This window comes from Parapusillimonas granuli (assembly GCF_013416525.1).
Taxonomy (GTDB): domain Bacteria; phylum Pseudomonadota; class Gammaproteobacteria; order Burkholderiales; family Burkholderiaceae_B; genus Parapusillimonas; species Parapusillimonas granuli.
On the sequence record NZ_JACCEM010000001.1, the window covers coordinates 295,053 to 314,867 of the forward strand.

At 65.5% G+C, this 19,815-nt stretch carries 23 protein-coding genes; all 23 read right to left on the minus strand.

All coding sequences use genetic code 11. The annotated features are described in order from the left end of the window. Positions 1 to 99: 99 nt before the first annotated feature. The 23 genes from rpsD to bcsG all read right to left on the minus strand — a co-directional run bounded on the left by rpsD (position 100) and on the right by bcsG (position 19,804). A complete protein-coding gene (gene rpsD, locus H0A72_RS01410; RefSeq protein ID WP_180153135.1) occupies positions 100 to 723 on the minus strand; it encodes a 30S ribosomal protein S4 in 624 nt (207 codons plus the stop codon). An 11-nt stretch (positions 724 to 734) separates the two neighbouring features. Next, on the minus strand, positions 735 to 1,136 hold the full coding sequence (gene rpsK, locus H0A72_RS01415; protein WP_180068528.1) for a 30S ribosomal protein S11: 402 nt from the start codon (positions 1,134 to 1,136) through the stop codon (positions 735 to 737). Positions 1,137 to 1,150: 14 nt separating this feature from the next. Beyond that, the gene (gene rpsM, locus H0A72_RS01420) at positions 1,151 to 1,516 is read right to left on the minus strand and encodes a 30S ribosomal protein S13 (protein WP_180153137.1); all 366 of its coding nucleotides are present in this window, start codon (positions 1,514 to 1,516) and stop codon (positions 1,151 to 1,153) included. A gap of 35 nt (positions 1,517 to 1,551) precedes the next feature. Beyond that, entirely contained in the window at positions 1,552 to 1,665 is a 114-nt protein-coding gene (rpmJ, locus tag H0A72_RS01425) for a 50S ribosomal protein L36 (protein WP_003805360.1), read from the minus strand. Positions 1,666 to 1,698: 33 nt separating this feature from the next. Continuing rightward, the gene (gene infA / locus H0A72_RS01430; RefSeq protein WP_009523889.1) at positions 1,699 to 1,917 is read right to left on the minus strand and encodes a translation initiation factor IF-1; all 219 of its coding nucleotides are present in this window, start codon (positions 1,915 to 1,917) and stop codon (positions 1,699 to 1,701) included. 7 nt (positions 1,918 to 1,924) lie between these two features. After that, entirely contained in the window at positions 1,925 to 3,250 is a 1,326-nt protein-coding gene (gene secY, locus H0A72_RS01435; protein WP_180153139.1) for a preprotein translocase subunit SecY, read from the minus strand. Positions 3,251 to 3,259: 9 nt separating this feature from the next. Then, on the minus strand, positions 3,260 to 3,700 hold the full coding sequence (rplO, locus tag H0A72_RS01440) for a 50S ribosomal protein L15 (RefSeq protein ID WP_180153141.1): 441 nt from the start codon (positions 3,698 to 3,700) through the stop codon (positions 3,260 to 3,262). Between the two features lie 11 nt (positions 3,701 to 3,711). Further along, positions 3,712 to 3,897: a 50S ribosomal protein L30 gene (rpmD, locus tag H0A72_RS01445; RefSeq protein ID WP_180153143.1), complete on the minus strand. Its 186-nt coding sequence runs from the start codon at positions 3,895 to 3,897 to the stop codon at positions 3,712 to 3,714. Between the two features lie 3 nt (positions 3,898 to 3,900). Then, positions 3,901 to 4,422: a 30S ribosomal protein S5 gene (gene rpsE, locus H0A72_RS01450; protein ID WP_180153145.1), complete on the minus strand. Its 522-nt coding sequence runs from the start codon at positions 4,420 to 4,422 to the stop codon at positions 3,901 to 3,903. A gap of 15 nt (positions 4,423 to 4,437) precedes the next feature. Continuing rightward, positions 4,438 to 4,803, minus strand: a complete 366-nt coding sequence (gene rplR / locus H0A72_RS01455) for a 50S ribosomal protein L18 (RefSeq protein ID WP_180153147.1) — start codon at positions 4,801 to 4,803, stop codon at positions 4,438 to 4,440. Positions 4,804 to 4,824: 21 nt separating this feature from the next. Continuing rightward, a complete protein-coding gene (gene rplF, locus H0A72_RS01460) occupies positions 4,825 to 5,358 on the minus strand; it encodes a 50S ribosomal protein L6 (RefSeq protein WP_180153148.1) in 534 nt (177 codons plus the stop codon). Positions 5,359 to 5,368: 10 nt separating this feature from the next. After that, positions 5,369 to 5,764, minus strand: coding sequence for a 30S ribosomal protein S8 (rpsH, locus tag H0A72_RS01465; protein WP_180153150.1), 396 nt, complete (start codon positions 5,762 to 5,764; stop codon positions 5,369 to 5,371). Between the two features lie 11 nt (positions 5,765 to 5,775). Then, positions 5,776 to 6,081: a 30S ribosomal protein S14 gene (gene rpsN / locus H0A72_RS01470; protein ID WP_180153152.1), complete on the minus strand. Its 306-nt coding sequence runs from the start codon at positions 6,079 to 6,081 to the stop codon at positions 5,776 to 5,778. 11 nt (positions 6,082 to 6,092) lie between these two features. Further along, entirely contained in the window at positions 6,093 to 6,632 is a 540-nt protein-coding gene (gene rplE, locus H0A72_RS01475) for a 50S ribosomal protein L5 (RefSeq protein ID WP_180153155.1), read from the minus strand. A gap of 12 nt (positions 6,633 to 6,644) precedes the next feature. After that, the gene (rplX, locus tag H0A72_RS01480) at positions 6,645 to 6,965 is read right to left on the minus strand and encodes a 50S ribosomal protein L24 (protein ID WP_180153157.1); all 321 of its coding nucleotides are present in this window, start codon (positions 6,963 to 6,965) and stop codon (positions 6,645 to 6,647) included. A gap of 11 nt (positions 6,966 to 6,976) precedes the next feature. Next, positions 6,977 to 7,345 carry a 50S ribosomal protein L14 gene (gene rplN / locus H0A72_RS01485; RefSeq protein ID WP_013743946.1) on the minus strand — a complete coding sequence of 123 codons (369 nt, stop codon included), beginning with the start codon at positions 7,343 to 7,345 and terminating at the stop codon, positions 6,977 to 6,979. 294 nt (positions 7,346 to 7,639) lie between these two features. Continuing rightward, on the minus strand, positions 7,640 to 11,182 hold the full coding sequence (bcsC, locus tag H0A72_RS01490; RefSeq protein WP_180153159.1) for a cellulose synthase complex outer membrane protein BcsC: 3,543 nt from the start codon (positions 11,180 to 11,182) through the stop codon (positions 7,640 to 7,642). After that, positions 11,179 to 12,291, minus strand: a complete 1,113-nt coding sequence (bcsZ, locus tag H0A72_RS01495) for a cellulose synthase complex periplasmic endoglucanase BcsZ (RefSeq protein WP_180153161.1) — start codon at positions 12,289 to 12,291, stop codon at positions 11,179 to 11,181. The genes bcsC and bcsZ overlap by 4 nt, the downstream gene beginning before the upstream one ends. Continuing rightward, positions 12,284 to 14,533, minus strand: coding sequence for a cellulose biosynthesis cyclic di-GMP-binding regulatory protein BcsB (bcsB, locus tag H0A72_RS01500; RefSeq protein WP_180153163.1), 2,250 nt, complete (start codon positions 14,531 to 14,533; stop codon positions 12,284 to 12,286). The genes bcsZ and bcsB overlap by 8 nt, the downstream gene beginning before the upstream one ends. Before the next feature lie 4 nt (positions 14,534 to 14,537). Next, entirely contained in the window at positions 14,538 to 17,159 is a 2,622-nt protein-coding gene (gene bcsA, locus H0A72_RS01505; RefSeq protein WP_180153165.1) for a UDP-forming cellulose synthase catalytic subunit, read from the minus strand. Between the two features lie 5 nt (positions 17,160 to 17,164). Next, positions 17,165 to 17,872, minus strand: coding sequence for a cellulose biosynthesis protein BcsQ (gene bcsQ, locus H0A72_RS01510; protein WP_343060216.1), 708 nt, complete (start codon positions 17,870 to 17,872; stop codon positions 17,165 to 17,167). Between the two features lie 2 nt (positions 17,873 to 17,874). After that, positions 17,875 to 18,117: a cellulose biosynthesis protein BcsR gene (bcsR, locus tag H0A72_RS01515; protein WP_180153169.1), complete on the minus strand. Its 243-nt coding sequence runs from the start codon at positions 18,115 to 18,117 to the stop codon at positions 17,875 to 17,877. A 13-nt stretch (positions 18,118 to 18,130) separates the two neighbouring features. Next, the gene (gene bcsG, locus H0A72_RS01520) at positions 18,131 to 19,804 is read right to left on the minus strand and encodes a cellulose biosynthesis protein BcsG (protein ID WP_180153171.1); all 1,674 of its coding nucleotides are present in this window, start codon (positions 19,802 to 19,804) and stop codon (positions 18,131 to 18,133) included. Positions 19,805 to 19,815: the final 11 nt, after the last annotated feature.

Consider the following 19,815-nt stretch of genomic DNA (forward strand, 5'->3'; position numbering starts at 1 on the left):
GAATACCCGGCGATTTCCACCGCAAAGCCCACCCCCGGCTCTGTGCCGGGCAAGTGGGCTTAGGCGGCGCTATGCGGTACTGCTTACTGCTTGCGTCGATTAGCGCGAATACAATTCGACGACCATCGATTCGTTGATGTCGCGGGCGACGTCGGCGCGATCCGGAGCCTGCTTGAAGACGCCGGTCAGCTTGCCGGCATCGACTTCGACCCACTGGGGCAGGCCGTTGCCGGTCGCCAGGTCGAGCGATTCCTTGATGCGCGCTTGCGACTTGGCCTTCTCGCGGACCGAGATCACGTCGCCGGCCTTGACCAGCATGGAGGCGATGTCGGCGGTGCGGCCGTTGATCTCGATGGCGCGGTGGGTGACCAGCTGGCGCGCTTCGGCGCGCGTGGAGCCGAAGCCCATGCGGTACACGACGTTGTCCAGGCGCGATTCCAGCAGCTGAATCAGGGTCTCGCCGGTGTTGCCACGGCGACGCTCGGCTTCAGTGAAGTAGCGGCGGAACTGCTTTTCCAGGACGCCGTACATGCGCTTGAGCTTCTGCTTTTCACGCATTTGCAGGCCGAAGTCGGACGTACGGGCGCCCGAGGTGCGGCCGTGCTGGCCCGGCTTGGATTCGATCTTGCATTTCGAATCGAGCGAGCGGCGCGCGCTCTTCAAGAACAGGTCGGTGCCCTCGCGGCGCGAGAGCTTGCATTTAGGTCCAATATAACGTGCCAAGATGCTTCCCCTTAGATACGACGGCGCTTGGGCGGACGGCAGCCATTGTGCGGCACCGGCGTGATGTCTGAAATGCTGGCGATCTTGATGCCCAGCGCATTCAGCGCGCGCACGGAGGACTCGCGGCCGGGGCCCGGGCCCTTGATGCGGACTTCGAGCGTCTTGATGCCGTATTCCAGGGCGACGCGGCCGGCCGATTCGGCTGCGACCTGCGCGGCGAACGGCGTGGACTTGCGCGAACCCTTGAAGCCGGCGCCACCGGACGTGGCCCAGGACAGCGCATTGCCCTGACGGTCGGTAATGGTGATGATCGTGTTGTTGAAGGACGCATGGACGTGCGCGATGCCGTCCGATACGCTCTTCTTGATTTTCTTGCGTACGCGAGACGCGCCGCTGTTGGAAGCTTTCGCCATCTTCTAATCCTCGATTATTTCTTCAGAGAAGCAGCAGCGCGACGCGGCCCTTTACGGGTGCGGGCGTTGGTACGGGTGCGTTGACCGCGTACAGGCAGGCCACGCTTGTGGCGCATGCCACGGTAAGTTCCCAGGTCGATCAGACGCTTGATCGAGAGCTGGACTTCGCGACGCAAATCGCCTTCGACCGTGAACACGCCGACGTGTTCGCGGATGCGTTCGAGTTCAGCGTCGGTCAGGTCTTTCACTTTCTTGGAATATTCGATGCCCGACGCTTCGCAGATCTTGCGAGCACGGGTACGACCAATGCCAAAAATCGCGGTAAGACCGATTTCGGCGTGCTGATGCGGCGGAATGTTGATGCCGGCAATACGGGCCATGACTGTTCCTTGTTAAATCCGTTGCGTGCGGGCGATTAGCCTTGACGCTGCTTATGACGTGGGTCGGTGCAGATGACACGCACCACGCCGTGACGTTTGATGATCTTGCAGTTGCGGCAGATCCGCTTTACCGATGCCATTACCTTCATGGTTGACTCCTAGTTTCCTGTAACCGGCCGCTGCTATTTAGAGCGGAAAACAATTCTGGCACGAGAAAGATCATAGGGCGTGAGCTCCACTGTGACCTTGTCGCCCGGCAGAATCCGGATGTAATGCATGCGCATCTTGCCCGATATGTGGCCGAGCACTACGTGGCCATTTTCCAGCTTGACGCGAAAAGTTGCGTTGGGAAGGTTCTCGAGAACCTCGCCCTGCATTTGTATGACGTCGTCTTTAGCCATTCTTCTTTTACCGCATTGGCAGGCCCGCGCCCTTGAAGTTCGCCTTCTTGAGCAACGAGTCGTACTGGTGGGACATCATGTAGGCCTGGGCCTGCGCCATGAAATCCATTGCCACCACCACAATAATTAATAAAGAGGTGCCGCCAAAGTAAAACGGTACGTTCCAGCGAGCCTGCATCAGCTCGGGCAGCAAGCACACCAAGGTGATGTAGATGGCCCCGGCCAGCGTCAATCGCATGAGGATCTTGTCGATGTAACGCGAGGTCTGCTCACCCGGCCGGATACCCGGAACGAACGCGCCGCTTTTTTTCAGGTTGTCTGCGGTTTCACGGCTGTTGAACACCAGGGCCGTGTAGAAGAAGCAAAAGAAAATGATCAACGCTGCATACAACGTGATGTAAAGAGGCTGGCCGGGCGACAGGGCAGCCGCCAGATCGCCGAGCCAGCGCATGTTCGGGTTACTGGAGAACCAGCTGGTCACGGTGGCCGGCAACAGAATGATGGACGAAGCGAAGATGGGCGGGATGACCCCGGACATGTTCAGCTTCAGGGGCAAGTGCGAGCTTTGCCCACCATAGATCTTGTTCCCGACCTGGCGCTTGGCATAGTTGACCGTGATGCGGCGCTGGCCGCGTTCCACGAACACCACGAAGTAGGTCACCGCAATGACCAGCACGAAGATGAACAGCGCCGACAGCACGGACATGGAGTCGGTACGGACCAGATCGAGCATGCCGGCAAGCGCGCTGGGAAGCCCCGCCACGATGCCTGCGAAGATCAGTATGGAGATACCGTTGCCCATGCCTCGTTCGGTGATCTGCTCACCCAGCCACATGATGAACATCGTGCCGGTCACCAGCGTGACGACCGTGGTAAAGCGGAACAGCATGCCCGGGTCGATCACCAGGCCCGGCTGCGATTCGAGCGCAACCGAAATGCCCACCGCCTGCACCAGAGCAAGAAACACCGTGCCGTAGCGCGTGTACTGGGTGATCTTGCGCCGGCCCGATTCGCCTTCCTTCTTGATGGCTTCGAGCGTGGGCACCACGACCGACATCAACTGCATGATGATGGACGCGGAGATGTAGGGCATGATGCCGAGCGCGAACACCGAGAAGCGCTCCAGCGCGCCGCCCGAGAACATGTTGAACAGGCCCAGGATGCCGCCCTGGTTCTGCTGGAACATGTCGGCCAGCGCGTCGGGGTTGATTCCCGGCACGGGTATGTGCGTGCCTAGGCGATAGACCACCAGGGCGAGCACCAGGAACACGATGCGGCGCTTGAGATCGCCGTATCGGGAACCCGGTTTACTCTGTGCCTGAGCTTTAGCCACCGTTGCCCCTTAAGCCAGCGAACCGCCGGCAGCTTCGATCGCAGCGCGGGCGCCCGCCGTGGCGGCAACCCCTTTCAGGACGACCTTGCGGGACAGTTCGCCGGACTTGATGACCTTGGCGTAACGCACCGTCTGGCCGACGACGCCCGCCTGCTTGAGCACCTGGACGTCGATTTCCTCGACGGGCAGGCGTTCCAGGTCGGACAGGCGCACTTCGGCGAACAGGTGCTTGCCCAGCGGCGTGAAGCCACGCTTGGGAAGGCGGCGCTGCAAAGGCATTTGACCGCCCTCGAAGCCGACTTTGTGGAAGCCGCCCGCGCGCGATTTCTGGCCTTTGTGGCCGCGGCCGGCGGTTTTGCCCAGGCCCGAGCCGATGCCGCGGCCCACGCGGCGCTTGGCGTGCTTGGCGCCGGCTGCGGGCTTCAGCGTATTGAGTTGAGTTTCTGACATCTCGATTCCTTTCAGGCTTCCGAGACGGTGACGAGGTAATCCACTTTACGGATCATCCCACGCACCTCGGGCGTATCGACCAACACGCGGCTGCTGTTGACGCGGCGCAGGCCCAGGCCGCGAACGGTGTCGCGGTGAGACTGCTTGGTGCCGATAACAGAGCGCACGAGAGTAACTTTGATTTGCTTCTGTGCCATGACTTACCCCAGGATTTCTTCTACTGTCTTGCCACGCTTGGCGGCAACTTCAGCAGGAGTCGAGCAGGCACGCAAGCCGTTCAGGGTTGCGCGGACCAGGTTGTACGGATTGCTGGAACCGAGGCTCTTGGCAACCACGTTGCGCACGCCCATCACTTCGAAGATGGCGCGCATCGGGCCGCCGGCGATCACGCCGGTACCTTCCGCCGCGGGCGAAATGAGTACGGTGGACGCGCCGTGCTTGCCGACCACGGTGTGGTGCAGGGTGCCGTTCTTCAGGGCGACCTTGACCAGGCCGCGGCGAGCCTGCTCCATTGCCTTTTGAACGGCGACGGGCACTTCACGGGCTTTTCCCTTGCCCATGCCGATGCGGCCATCGCCGTCGCCGACCACGGTCAACGCAGCAAAGCTCATGGTGCGACCACCCTTGACCACTTTGCTGACGCGATTGACCGCGATCATCTTTTCACGCAGGCCGTCGTCGTTTTCCTTCTCGGCGGATTGCCTGCCTTGTGCTTTAGCCATTTGACAATTCCTTCCTTAGAATTTCAAGCCGGCTTCACGCGCGGCGTCGGCCAACGCTTTCACGCGGCCATGGTAACGGAAGCCCGAACGATCAAATGCAACCAGCTCGATACCGGCAGCCTTTGCTTTTTCGGCTACGCGCTTGCCGACCAGGCCCGCTGCGGCAGTATTGCCACCGTTGCCCTGTTGAGCGGCGAGCTCTTTGCGCACTTCGGGTTCGAGCGTGGAAGCGCTGACGAGCACGCGGTCGCCTTCCGGCGAAATGATGTTTGCGTAAATGTGCAGATTCGAGCGGTAGATCGACAGGCGATGTACGCGCAATTCGGAGATTTTCCGACGAGTCGCCACAGCACGACGCAAACGAGAGAGTTTCTTGTCCATAATTCGTCCTTGCCTGCGCGATTACTTCTTCTTGGTTTCTTTGATGATGACGCGTTCATCGGCATAGCGCACGCCCTTGCCCTTGTAGGGCTCGGGTTCGCGGTACGCGCGGATTTCAGCGGCAACCTGTCCAACGACCTGCTTGTTGGCGCCCTTGACGATGATTTCCGTCTGGGTGGGGCACTCGGCCTTGACGCCGGGAGGCATGTTGTGGACGATGTCGTGAGAATAACCAAGCTGCAGCTTCAGCGCGTCGCCCTGGACCTGGGCGCGGAAGCCCACGCCCACGAGGTTCAGGCGGCGTTCGAAGCCCTTGCTGACGCCGGTGACCATGTTGGCGACCAGCGCGCGCAGCGTGCCCGACATGGCCTTGGCCTGGCGGGAATCGTTGGCAACGGTAAAAGTCAGTTGGCCGTCTTCCTGGCGGATGACGACGTCCCCGGTCAGATCCTGGGTCAGGGTGCCCAAGGGGCCCTTGACGGAGATCTGGCCGGCGCTGATGGTGGCTTCCACGCCCGCGGGCACGGCGACTGGGTACTTAGCAATACGTGACATGTGATTCTCCTTATGCCACGTAGCACAGCACTTCGCCGCCCACGCCCGTGGCGCGTGCCTTGCGATCGGTCATCACGCCGCGCGGGGTCGACACGATGGCCACGCCCAAGCCGTTCATGACCTGGGGAATGGTCTTGCTGCCCTTGTAGATGCGCAGCCCGGGGCGCGACACGCGGTCGATACGCTCGATGACCGGACGGCCGGCGTAATATTTGAGGGTGATCTCCAGGACAGGCTTGGCCTTGTCACCGGTGATCTGGAAACCGTCGATGTAGCCTTCGTCTTTCAGCACGGCAGCAATGGCTGCCTTCAGCTTCGAGGAGGGCATGCTGACCGACGTCTTGCTGACTTGCTGCGCATTGCGCACGCGGGTCAACATGTCGGCGATGGGATCGCTCATGCTCATGTGTATTTCTCCTACCAGCTGGCTTTGGTCATGCCCGGGACTTCGCCACGCAGCGCCATTTCACGCAGCTTGTGACGAGTCAAACCGAACTTGCTGAAAACGCCGCGCGGACGGCCGGTGACGACGCAACGATTGCGTTGACGGGTCGGGTTGGCGTTGCGCGGCAGTTGTTGCAACTGCAGGCGGGCCTGGTAGCGCTCTTCGTCGGTCTTGGACTGATCGTCGATGATCGCCTTCAGGGCCGCGCGCTTGGCCGCGTATTTTTCAGCCAGCTTGGCGCGTTTGATATCGCGATTGATGAGGGAAAGTTTAGCCACGTCATCGCCCCTTAATTGCGGAACGGGAAGCTGAAGGCGCTGAGCAGGGCCTTGGCTTCGTCGTCGGTCTTGGCCGTGGTGGTGATGCTGATGTTCATACCACGTACGGCGTCGATTTTGTCGTATTCGATTTCAGGGAAAATGATCTGCTCTTTAACCCCGATGTTGTAGTTGCCACGGCCATCGAATGCGCGGCCGGACACACCCCGGAAGTCGCGGACGCGCGGCAGGGCCACGGCGACCAGGCGGTCCAGAAATTCGTACATGCGGCGGCCACGCAGGGTGACCATGCAGCCGATGGGGTAGTCTTCGCGGATCTTGAAACCGGCGATGGCCTTGCGGGTCTTGGTGACCACCGGCTTCTGGCCTGCGATCTTGGTCAGGTCGGACACGGCGTGCTCGATGACCTTCTTGTCGGCGACCGCTTCGGACACACCCATGTTCAGGGTGATCTTGGTGATGCGCGGCACTTCCATGATGCTTTTGTAGCCGAATTTGGCTTGCAGGTCGGCCACGACCTTGCTGCGGTAAAACTCTTGTAAACGAGCCATGTTCTTCGCCCCTTAAGCCTTGGCGCCAACGACTGCGCCGCTGGAACGGAATACACGGACCTTGCTGCCGTCGACTTCCTTGATCCCGACGCGATCGGCCTTGCCGGTGGCGGGATTGAAGATCGCCACATTGGAAATGTGGATGGGCATGGTCTTGTCGATGATGCCGCCAGGCGTGCCGGCCATGGGATTGCCCTTGGCGTGCTTCTTGACGACGTTGATGCCTTCGACCAGGACGTGGTCGGCGTCGACGCGCTTGAGCACGGTGCCGCGGCGTTTTTTGTCGCGACCGGTCAGTACGATGACCTCGTCGCCTTTACGGATTTTTTCCATTTCGTCGCTCCTTACAGCACTTCCGGAGCCAGGGACACGATCTTCATGAACTTTTCCGTACGCAATTCGCGCGTGACAGGTCCGAAGATGCGGGTACCGATGGGTTCCAGCTTGGCATTGAGCAATACTGCGGCATTGCCGCCGAATTTAATCAGCGAACCGTCCTTGCGGCGAACGCCCTTGGCGGTACGAACCACCACGGCGTTGTAAATTTCGCCCTTTTTGACGCGCCCGCGAGGAGCCGCATCCTTGACACTCACTTTGATGATGTCACCGATGGCGGCATAACGGCGCTTCGAGCCGCCCAGCACCTTGATGCACATGATGGAACGTGCACCTGTGTTGTCGGCCACGTCTAGCGTGGTCTGCATTTGGATCATGATTTTTCCTGTTCCAACTTAGCCGCGACAGCGCTGCCAAATGCTTGGCGGCGCAACACGACCAGTTTTGGTCCCGTCAGGCTCTGGCCTGCAAATAAATGCAAAACCGAACCCTAGGTTGAAATCTTGCGAAAACAAAGCGTTGCTTTTACCTGTGTTTACCTGCTTTTCATGGCTAAAGGCGCGTGTTTGGCGCCCCCACCCACTCTCTAATGGCCCGCGCAAAAGGCATGCGCGCGCTTTAAAGACAAGTAAGTCGATGATTCTACAATAGCAAGGCGCGTAAAGCAAGCACTATTTGAAATCGGCGTAGGGCGCAAGCCCGGCGGGGGCGAGCTTCAGGTTGCCCTGCCAGGGTTCGAAGGTATAGCGCAAATACAACATGACGCGGCTGGGCGTGTAGTCCTGGCCATGCTGCAGGTCGAAGCCCGCGCCCACCACCCAATGATTGCTCAGCCGGCGCTCGGCCATGCCGCGCAGGGTGTATCCGAAGCCGCTGCCCTTGGACGCCGCGATCTCGTTGGCGGCCAGGAAGCCGCCAGGCGTCACGCCCATACGGCCCAGTTCCCCCAGCGGGCCGGCCAGCAGGCCGGGCAAGGGATAGTAATTGGACCCCGAGCTGCGCGACACCGAACGGGACACCGAGCCTTCCAGCAGGAAGGACCAGTCGCCCCGGCGGCGGGCGTAGCTGACCGGCAGAGAAATCGAACTGTAGCGCTGCGGGCTGTAATAGCCGCCGTGGCCCAGGGTGTATTCGCCCAGGTCCTTCTGGTAGCGCCAGTGCATGACGTTCACGCCGACCGACAGGCTTTCGTCGGGCTGGTTGATCAGGCGCCGGTAATAGCCGGCCATGAGGCGCGTGCGGTGGTTGTCCGCCACGTTCTTGCCGGTCAGGCGATGGTGGCTGAGGTCGGCCCATACGCCGTCGGCGCCCCCCTGGTCCCAGCTCAGGCCCAGGCTCGCGCCCGTGGCCATGACGCCGCCCCAGGTGATCCCGGTGCGCGGGTCGCGCGCGCCCGCGAACGAAAGCAGGGAATTCGACATCGGCCGGCGCGACGCGGTCAGGCTCCAGCCCAGCTGCTTCAGGTCGCCTTTGTAGGTCACGCCGCCCGTCCAGTTGGTGACGGCGAAGCCCTGGGGCGTCCGGCCCAGGTCGAACGACAGCCGCTCGCCCTGCCAGCCGACGGCGAAACTGGTGCCGCTCGCCTTCTGGCGGAAGCCCGAAGCGCACGCCGGCAGCGCTTGCAGCTCGCCCTGGCCGTCCCGCCCTTCGAAGATGCAGGTCCCGAACCGTTCGTCGACGAGGCCGGCCTCGTTGGTGTCGAAGGCGCCCGCGTTCATGCGGACGTGATCCGCCCGAAGATAGCCTTTGCCGCCCGCCACGGGATGGTCCAGCTGGAGTATCGTGGTGTTGGCATTCAGGCGCGACAGCCCGGGCGTGCCGTCCCGGCGCAGCCCGGTGTCGTGGCTGAGGGTCAGCGTGGGATTCTCGCGCTGGTACAAGGCCTCGGCATCGCGGCGTATGCTGAGCGCGAGCCAGTCGTCGCCGGGCCGTTCCCGGGTGGCGCGCGTGAACGCGGCCCGGTCGCCCGCGGCGGCTTCGACGGGCAGCAAGGCCCCTTCGCGCATGGCCCTTTCATATAGCTGCAGCGCGGCCTGGGGCCGGGCCGGCGCCGTCGCCCTGGCGTAGTCCCTGAGCAGCCACGGCTGGGGGCCTTTTGCGTCGGCGACCGCGGCGTCCAGTTCGCGGCGCTGCCTGTCCGGGTCGCCGGCCGCGCCCCACAGGGCCGCCAGGCGCCGCCGGCCGTTGGCGTCGTCCGGGGCGAGCGCGGGCACGCCGGCGTCCATGATGCGCCGCAATTCCGCCGTCTGCCCGCGCGCCGCCATGGTTTCCAGCCGGCCCAGCCGGGCGTCGGTGTTGTCCGGGTCTTCACGCAGTATGGCCATGTAGCCGGCCATGGCCTTGTCGCTGTCGCCCTGCTCCAGATACCAGGCGGCCAGCTGCAACCGGATGGCCGGAGTCGGGGACTGCGACTCGAGGAACGCAATGGCTTCCCTGGGCTTGCCCGCCTGGTAGAGGGCGTCGGCATGCAGGATCCGCTGCCGGGCCGCCAGCCGCTGATCCAGGTCCTGCATTTCGGGCGACCAGGCCGCGCGCGGGATGCGGGCCAGGGAATCGCGCGCGTCCTGCAGCCGGTCGGCCGATTCCAGCAGCAGCGCGTGCGCATAGCGGCTGGGCGCCGCCGCCGCATGCAGGCGCAAGTGCCGCTCGTAGGCGGCCAGCGCCTCCGGCCCGCGTCCGCCGCTGCGCAGCGCGGTGGCCAGGCGATAGCTGAGCCAGGGGTCGTCCATGTTCAATTGCTGGGCCTGCGCCAGGGCGTCGGCCGCCTGCGTCCAGTCCGACCTTGCCATGGCGCGCGCCGCCCGTTCTTCCAGCAGGGCCAGCCGCGCGTCGCGCCGCAAGCCGGCCAGCCTGGGCTGCTGCGCGGCGGGCATCCGGTCCAGCAGGGCCAGCGCCCGCTCGGGCGGCTCGCCGGCGAGATATCGCCCGAGCGCGCGCACGGTGGACTCGTCCGCCGGCGCCGCCTTGAACGCGCGCAGAAAATAATCCCGGGCCGCCTCGCGCCGCCCGAACGCCAAGGCCGCGTCGCCCAGCCCGATCAGCGCAAAGATGTCGGCGGGGTCCTGGCGATGGGCCTGTTCGTACAGGCGCTGGGCCGTCGCCCAGTCTGCCCGTTCCGCCGCCGCGGACGCGTTCTGCAGCAGCAGCCAGTAGCGCGTCGATTCGATCAGGCTCACCCAGCGGGACGCATTGTCCACCCTGTCTTCCTTGTTCTTGGCCAGCTCGAACTGCTGCAGCGCGCGCGTCCGGTCGCCCATGCGCAGATAGGCCAGGCCCAGGGCGCCGTGCAGCTCCGCATCGTCGGGATACGCCTGGAGCGCCGTCCGCAGCCGCGCCACGGCGGCGGCGCCCGCGCCCTGCTCGACCAGCCGCAAGGCTTCCCGCCCGCCGCGCCAGGCGGGATCGGCGAGCAGCGCGGCTTGATGGCTCAGCCTGTCCCGCGCCCTGCCGGCCACGGCCAGGTCCGGATAGCGCTCGATGAACGACCGCAGCGCCGCCACGCTCTCCGCCCCGGTGGGCAGCGTGGACAAATATTCATACTCCCTGTTGGCGGCCGTTTCGCGCTGGGCCGGCTGCCGGGCCAGGCGCCGCAGGTACTCCAGGCCGCGCTCGGGATCCCCGTCGTTGAAGCTGTGGCCGGCCAGCGCCGAGAGCAGCCCGGCATGGCGCGGGTAAGCCCGCAGCAGCGCCGTCAGGGCCTGGACGGCGGCGGGCCGGCCGCCGGCCTCGCGCGCGCGCAGCTGCCAATACTCCAGCGCCAGGTCGGCGGTGGGATACACGCCCTGGAATACCTCGTCATAAGCCTTGCGAGCCTCGTCGACCCGCCCCGCGGCCGAATACAGCCGCGCGCGCGTCAGGGTTTCGGCGGCGGGTCCCGAGGACAGCCGCAACAGGGCCTCGCCCTGGCGATAGGCATCGGATTCCGGGGCGGCCGCCTTCAGCCGCGCCAGCAGCGCCTGGGCCTGGTCCATCCGGCCCCGCTGCACGGCCAGGCGCAGTTCCGCCGCCAGCCCTTCGGGATGCTCGGGCGCAATGCGGTACAGCCGCCGGACCGCGTCCTGGATGAGGTCGTCGCGATAGATCGATTCGCCCATGTGGATCTGTTCGACCAGCTGGCCGGCCGCCCGGTCCTGCGCTTCCGACGAGGCATGGGCGGGCAGGTGCAGGGCGCCGCCCGCCAAGACGGCCAGCACGGACAATCGCAGTCTTTTCATTGGCAGGTCTCCCATCGCGGGATCAGGCGGCCGTCCGCGCCGAACCGGTAGCGGCCCTGGTCCCAGCCTTCCCCGAACAGAGTCAGCATCTGGTTGTAATAGCCCATGTCCCTGCCCGCCGCGCCTTCCAGGCGGGCGCGCAGTGCGCCGGCTTCGGGCTCGCCGCTGAACAAAGGCAGCAGGGCGGCCGAAAAGCCCGGAGGCCCTTCGCCCTGCGCGACGCCCCGATGGACGTCGATTTTCTCGGGCGGCGTCCCGTCGGCGGACAGGTGGGCGCGCAGCGCCTTGAAATGCCGCTTGAGCTCCGCGGCCCGCGGCGCCTGGTCGTCCAGCATGCCCACCCACAGGTAGACCCGGATCGCATCATAGCTGCCCACGTTCTCGTCTTCCGCCAGGGACTCGAAGCCCTTGGACGTCCAGCTGATCCAGTCCGGGGCCAGGCCCTTGGGCGCGCTCCCGGTCAGGAAGCGATAGGCGCCGGACGCCAGCGCGTCCCAGGGCGAGCCGGGCAGCACCGCCGCCGCCCGGCTCGCCAGTTGCGGCGGCAGGTAGCTTGGGTTCAGCTTCCAGCGCCCTTCGTGGACGAAACCCTGGGCGCCGGGCAGCAGGACCGGGCCCAAGCCGGGCGGATCGGCCGCCTCTTCGAGCGCCATTCTTTGCAAAAGCAGCGTGCCCAGCACGGTGTAGCTGCGCTCCTGCCAGAGGCGACCGGCCTCCAGCAGGGAGTAGGCGATCCATAAATCGGAGTCGGCGGCGGAATTCTCGTCGAGCACGCCCCATTCCCCGGACGGCCGCCTGCCCCATAGCCAGGACGGCAGATTCGAGGTGAAATCCCCGCCCGCCAGATTTTTTTCGGTCCAGCGCGCCAGCCGCCGGAACAGCGCCCGGTCGTTGTCGACCAGGGCGAAGAACAGCGCATAGCTCTGGCCTTCCGAGGTGGTGATCAGCCTGTCGTCGGAATGGTCGATGACCCGGCCTTCGGGGCTGATCATCCGCTCGCCGATGTGCTTCCAGCGCTCCCAGCCGCCGGGAGCGCCGCAGGCGGCGGACCCGGCCGCCGGCAGGGCCAGGGCGACGAGCGCGCAGGCCACGGCGAGCAGCTTATGCATCTTTGGCCAGCCGCCGCCTTGCCACCCAGCGCAGCGACTTCCAGAGCAGGAAGGCGACCAGCACGACGGCCAGCACCGCGATCCCGGAAAGCAGGATGGGCCGGTCGGACAGGTGGAACCAGATCAATTGCCACCAGCCGAGCCGTCCGGTGAAGTAGCGCGGCCCCACGGTCGCGCCGGACACCCCCGATTCGCGCACGATGACGACCGAACCTTGCATGGCGTCGCGCTTGCCCGAATCCGTGATGGCGTTGCCCAGCAAGGCGTAGTCGTCGTCGGTGGCGGCCATCAGGCCGACCAGGCTGCGTTGCGGAAACCGGTTCGATTGCATGCCGACGATGGCGGCGATGGGCGCGCTTGCGCGAACCCCCACTTGCGACACGGGGTCGGCGTCGCCGCGGCCGGCGTATTGGCGGCTCGGGTAGGTTTCCCCGCCGCCCCAGCCGGAACGGCGGGGCACGCGCAGCCGGGACATCGTGTCTTCCAGCAAGAGGTTGGCATCGGGCCGGCGCCTGAAGCCCTCGGGCGCCCGGCCGATCCAGAGAAGGTCGGCATCGATCTGGCCGGCCGCCTGCCAGTCGTCCATGATGCGCAGCTTGTATGCCGGATAGCCCACCTGCGAACCGATATGGGCGACGGTCTCCAGCAGGACGGCGGCCTGGGCCGGCGTGGGCTCCGGCGGCATCACGGCCACGGTCTCGGACAGGTCCGCCATGCGGCTGAACGGAAACCCGCTACTGGCGAAAGCGCCCAGGTTGGGCATTTCGAGATAATGCTCATATCCCGAGAAATCGATGATGGAATCGCCGTCGATCGCCGCGCGCGCATCCACCGGCAGCATGGTCTTGCACATGCCCTGCTGCGACGCCCCCAGCGTGCTGGCATAGGAGAAATCGAAACGGATCTCGTTGTGCGTGCCGATCTTGAGCGCGGGAATGATCAGGCTCTCATCGCTGGTCGCGGCGTCGTTGCCGAGCACCGGCAGGCGGATGCGCGCCAGTCCCGTGTGCGCGGCCTCGGGCGCCAGCGGGTAGCTGTCCACATAACGCCCGTTGAGGCTGAGGGTCAGCCGGGAATCGTCTTCCGTCCGGGGCGCCGTGTAGCGGTAGCGGATGTCCATGGGGATGCCGTTGTTGCGCCACACGAAAAGATCGGGCGGAAGATTCAGCCGCAGCGTGATGGGCGGCGGGCGCAGCCCTTCGGCTTCGAACTGGTTGGGGTATTCCCGCAGTTCCGAGAACTGCACGGGGCGATCGGTGGGCATCCAGTTGGGCGCGTCATAGGGCTTGCGCGGCGCCAGGGTGGCCACCTCGTCGACCCGCACGCTCTGGCCCCGGAACAGCGGCCCGCCCAGCGCCAGCCCGGCGACCGCCGTGCTCAAGTCTTCATCGTCGCGGCCCAGCACCAGCAGCAGCTTCTGATGAGGGTTGTCCGGCGCGCTGATCATCTCCACCGTCGGCCCGTCCACGTCGGGATAGGACCGCAGGACTTCCGGGCGTTGGCCGTTGACGGCGAGAATGACCGCGTGGCCCGACGGCAGCGCGCCATAGGACACCGGGAAGCGCAGCGATTTCCATTTGGCCTGGCTGCCGAAATACGAGGCGAGGACCGATGCCGCCTGCAGGCGCGCCATGGAAGGCGTGCCCGCGAAGACGAAGGGCAGCTCCTGGGCGGCCATGTCGTTCTTGTCGAAGAAAGGCTCGGGGAAATAGGCGAGGTCATTGGCCAGCGGCAGGGCCTGCTGGTCGATCACGCTGTTCGTCTGGCGGCTGATGTCCAGCCACAGCGAGCTGTGCGCCAGGTCCTCGCAGATATCGGTGTAGTGGCCGACGAACTCCAGGCTGACCCGGTTGAACGACGCCAGGAATTGCGGATCCAGGGCCAGCGTATGCCGCTGCTGGCGGCCGGCCAGGGCCTCGTCGACCGGCACCACGCCCATCAGTTCGTCGTTCAGGTAGACGCGCAAGTGCGACAGCTTGGGCAGCAGGGCGGGCGAGGGCGTGAACACCAGGTTCAGGTCGGCCTGGGTCACCAGCTGGTCGCTGCGCAGGGTGAATTCAAGCACCTGGCGATTGCGTATGCCGTACAGCTTGAACTCCGAGCCCTGCGCCAGCCGGGGCAGGTCCAGGGTGAGGGATTTTCCGGGTTTCAGTTCCTGGGCCCGCAACGGCGCGTGCGCCAGCGCCAGGACGGCCAGCAAGGCAAGAAACCATGAACAGGAAGCGCGCGGGAAAGAAAGCATAGACTCAAACCATATGGTTAAGAGAATGGGTGGCCGGCCGCCGGCGCGGCAGGAACGAGATCGTCCAGTTCACCAGCTCGATGGCGCCATTCAATACGGCACTCAAAGGAAAGGGCAAGTGCTCGGCAAGGCGCTTGTAGCCGCCGAAGCCCATGATCACGATATCGCGCAGGCCATGCAGCGGCCGATCCGGGGTGAACCGGTCCTGCCAGGCCAGCCAGGAATCGGCTCGCGCGAACGTGCATTGCACGAAGTCGATCTGCTGCTTCTGCGTCATCGGGTCGAACTCGATTCCAATGCTGTTCCCGATGCTGCGCCCGACCTTGCCGGGAAAGCTGAAGCGCTGCTCGCCGCGGGCGAGCAGCAGGTTCACGGCGTCGCCCCGGCCGATGCGCCGATGGCTTTTCAGGGTGAGCCCGGCGCCGCCGCCGGAAAAGTCCGTCAGGACGGCGGGAAACACATGCCCGTCGGCCAGCTGCAGATGGGCCGGCAAAGAAGCCGGCACACGATGGCTTTGCCGTATCTGCCTGACTTCCGCGGCAACGGCGATGGCGCCGCCCAGTATCACCAGGTTGTAGAGCACCCAGGCCATGGTGATCAGCACGGTCAGGATCTCGTGCGTGGGCCCGGTGGCCAGCCGCCAGACGCCGAAGCCCAGCCCCGCGAGGTTGGCCAGCGCCAGCCAGACATAGGGATGGGAGATCGACCAGTCGAAGTACTGCTGCTCCACCAGGCCGCCCTTGGCCGTCACGTTGAACGAGCCCTTGCGTGGCGCGAACAGCGCCACCGTGGTGGGGCGGGCGATATACCACGCCAGCACGGTCTCATAGATTTCCCCCCAGAAGGTCCGGCGGTAGGGACCCTGGGTATGCGCATTGGTCAGGCCGGCATGCACCATGTGGGGCACGACATTGAGCAATATGGCGACCGCGGGCGCGTAGACGATGTAGGCATGCGCCAGCAGGAAGGCCAGCGGGGCGGTCAGGTAGATGATGCGGGGGATGCCGGACAGGAAATGCAGCATGGCGTTCACGTAGCACAGCCGCTGGAACAGGCTCAGCCCCTTGCCGAACATCGGATTGTCGGTGCGGAAGATCTGCACCATCCCGCGGGCCCAGCGTATGCGCTGGCCGATGTGGGCGGATAGGCTTTCGGTGGCCAGGCCGGCCGCCTGCGGTATGCGCAGATAGGCCGAGTTGTAGCCGTGGCGATGCAGGCGCAGCGCGGTGTGCGCGTCCTCCGTGACGGTTTCGACGGCGAACCCGCCTATGGACTCCAGCGCCGTGCGGCGCAGCACCGCGCAGGAGCCGCAGAAGAAAGCGGCGTTCCACAAATCGTTGCCGTCCTGGACCAGGCCGTAGAACAAGGTGTTCTCGTTCGGCTGCGTGCCGAAATGCCCCAGGTTGCGCTCGAACGGATCGGGCGAGAAGAAGTGGTGGGGCGTCTGCACCAACGCCAGCTTGGGGTCCCGCAGGAACCAGCCCACGGTCATCTGCAGGAAGGAGCGGGTGGGAATGTGATCGCAATCGAAAATGGCGATGAGTTCGCCGTCCGTCTTGCCCAGGGCATGGTTCAGGTTGCCCGCCTTGGCATGGCGACCGTCGGGCCGAATGATGTAATGGATGCCGACCTCTTCGGCGAAAGCGCGGAACGCCTCGCGCCGGCCGTCGTCCAGCAGGTGGATGCGCAGCTTGTCCTTGGGCCAGTCCATGCCCAGCGCCGCATACACCGTGGGCGCCACCACGCTCAGGTCTTCGTTGTAGGTCGGGATCATCAGGTCGACCGTCGGCCAGGACGCGGTGTCCTTGGGCAGCTCGGCGGGCGGGCGCTTGAGCGGCATGGCGGTCTGCACATAGCCCAGAACCAGCACTATCCATGAATAGGTTTCGGCCGCCAGCAGCAATGCGCCGAACACCAGGTCCATGGTGTCGCGCATGTTCAGCGTCGACGTGTAGCGCCACCATATGTAGCGGCAGGACACCGTCAGCGACAGCACGATGAGCATGAAGGTCGAGAACTGGCCGGGAATCCGGCGCACGGCCATCGCCAGGCCCCACAACAGCACCACGAACAGAAATTGCGCAAACAGAGTGAAGGGCTGCGTGACCAGCAAGACGGTCAGCGCCGCCGCCAGGCAGGCCAGGGCGGCGTACAGCACCCGGCGTGCATTCCCGCTCATGCTTCCCAGCGTCTTTTCGGCATTGCGCGCCAGCGGCGTTTCGCGCAGCTCCTCGGGCGCCTGCCGCAGCTGGGCGATGAAGCGGCCGCGCAGCGCCAGCAGTCTTGCGGCGCAGCCGCGCCAGGCGGCCCGCGCGCTCAGCCGCCAGAACGGGGCGCCCTGCTCATGAGGCGGCACGGTGAACAGCACCCATGCCGCCTGCAGCACATAGCGCAGCGGATCCGCGGGTTTATAGGGACGGCTGGAAAGGTGATGGAACCAGGGGCCGTATTCCACGCGCACACGCCGCCAGGCCGGGCCCTCGAGCCTCAGGAAGACGCGCGCCAGGATCACCAGCACGGTGTAGGCGGATGCCGTCCAGGCGCCCATTTTCCGCTCGTCGCAGGCCTCGCGATGGATGGCCGCCAGGCCCTGGACGGCCCTGGACGTCAGGAAAAAGGACGCCATGCCGCTCATGCGCCGGCCCCCCGCCAAGCCAGGCACCAGGTCGCCAGGGCGCGGGCATCGCCGGCGGCCGCGCTGTCCGGGAAGCGCGCATGCGCGTTGGTCTTTTGCGCCAGCGCTTCGTGGACCGCTTCATCCTTGTGCATGAGCACGGGCAGCAGGCGCGGCCCGTAGCGGTGCCGCCAGTCCAGCAAGAGGTCCCGGCAGAGCTGGCGGCTGGGATCGAAGGCGCTGACGAACATGCGCGTCGCCGGCGCCAAGCCGGCCTGCGCCAGCAGGACATGGCAGCCCGCGTCCGCGGTGCTCACCAGCAGGTCCAGGTCGGACCGCGCGCGCAATCGGGGAAACTCGCCGCCGCCCGCGGGCAGATCCAACAATACCCAGGAGAATCGCGCCGCCAGCCTGTCGACCGCCGAGCACCAGAACGCGTCGGCGTCCGGCGGCGGGCCGCCATGCCGGGCATCCCCGCCGTGCGGAAGCACCCACAAGCCTTCTTCAAGAAAATAGGCCTGCTCGTTCCAGGGTCGCTGCGCAAGGCGGGCGGCGGCCCAGCCGTGGCGGTCCGAGAACGGGATGTTGAAATGCAGGCGCAGCATGTCGGAGCGGTTCAAATCGACCAGCAGCACCCGCTCGCCCATGGCGTGCAGCGCATCGCCGAGCATGGCGAGCACGCTCGTGTTGCCCACGCCGCCACGCAAGCCCCAGGCGCTGATCACTTTCAAGGCCGCTCTCCGTTTGCGCCGCCGGTCGGCGCGTCCGCCGGCGCGGACGCCGCGTCGGCCGGCGGCGGCTCCCAGGCGTGCGTTTCCGCCAGCAGGGGCCAGCGGCTCAGCGCCTCCTGGTGCGTCCGCGCGGCGGCCACGTCCACATAATCGAACCGGCCTTCGGCCAGGTGCTTCTTGAGCGAGGCGATGTCGTCGGCCTGCAACCCAAGCGGCGAGAGATCGGGCGTGTCGTTCATGATGAGCCGGCCCCTATCGTGGGTATTCGATCCAGTTGCGATTGCCCAGGCGCACGTAAGGCACGTTGCCATAAGGCATCAGGACGGTCCCTTCGTTCTCGGAAACCGGCTTGGTCTGAGGCAGGTCGGCGGTGAGCGCCCCCCAGTCTATTTTTTCCTGGGCGTACACGTCCTGGGCGATCATGCGCGCCAGCAGCTCCGACACGGCCATATAGCTGGTCGGCCCCTGTATGCGCCGGGGTTCCCGAGCCTCGCCCCGCCCTTTCGCGCCGATCACGCGCACGCCCACCGGCACGTGCGTGATGTCGGGGGTGGGAATCTCGCGCATGCCGGCGATCTGCATCCGGTCGCCCTTGAGCGCGGCCCCGTGCTCCGGGACGAACACCAGCACGACCGGCCGGCCGGTTTTCTCCAGCTGGCCGATGAAGGTGTCGAGTTCGTCCAGCAGCCTCTGGGCGCGGTTGTGGAAGGGGGACGACCGGCCGCCGCCGTCGGCGGTCGCCTCGCGGTTGCCGTCGTGCAGGCTGATCGTGTTGTACAGCAGCGCGGTGCGCTCGGCGCCCGAGGCTTCGCGCGCCTTCCACCAGCGCCCCAGGGTATCCAGATCGTCCCAGATGGGCGAGCCGTCGAAGCCGGTCATGGAAGGGCGCATTTCCGTGGGAATGTAGGGCTTGGGGAAGCGCCCGCCGGCGGTGATTTCATCCAGGAAGCCCTGGAATTCGCCATTGTGGTTGAGCGCCGTCTTGGTCTCGAAGCCGAGCCGCCACAGATTCTCCATCAGATAGCACTGTTCGGGCGCCGGCTGGTACAGCGCCGAGTGCGCCGGCTGGCCGCAACTGGCGCGCATCAGCCTCAGCACGGCCGGGCCGCTATAGGCCGTGGCGGTGTTGAAATCGTCGAAAATCAGATCCATGTTGGTGAACAGCGGATGCGATTCCAGCCCGCTCTGCTTCAGGTCGTCCCAGGACAAGGAACAGATGTTGATCAGCAGCACGTCGAAGGGCGCCGCCGTATTCGATGCCGGGAACTCCGTGCGCCTGGGTTTTTCCTCGTCGTAGAAGGCCTGCAGCGCCAGATTGAGCTGCTCATTGGTCGGCTTGCCCGCCGGCGCGGCGGCGGAGCCGGCCGGAATGCGCCCCGCGTCCGCGCCCGGCGCCGGCTGCGCCTGCGCTTGCGCCGCTTGCGGCACCTGGGGCCGGTCCCAGGGCAGGGCCGGCAGCGTGACGATGCCCGACAGCGCGACCAGCACCAGCGCACCCATGCTGAACACGGTGAGCCGCAGCCATTGGTTCAGGAACAGGTAGGCGACCAGCAGGATGAAGCCCCCGCCGACCATGTCCCAGTTGATGAATCGCCCCATCAATTCCAGCAAGTAGGCGGGGGAAAAATTCAGCACCTCCGGCTGCGCCAGCAGGCGGCTGAACGGCGGCAGCCAGGAGTCGTAGTAGAGCAGGGCCACGCCGAAGGGTATGGCCACGATGTGGCGGAGCCGGTGCAGCCACAGCGGCGGCAGCGGCGCCAGCAGGACCGACGCCAGCAGCAGGTTGTAGAAGGCGTGGAAATTCAGCGCGCCCGTCCAGTAAAGCAGGAGCTTGCCGGCAAAATACAGGTTCCACAGCCCCAGGCCCCGCCATGAGCCGGTCGCCCCGGCAGCCGCGGCGGGCGTGACTCGTTCTCTTCTTAACATCCAATATCCCG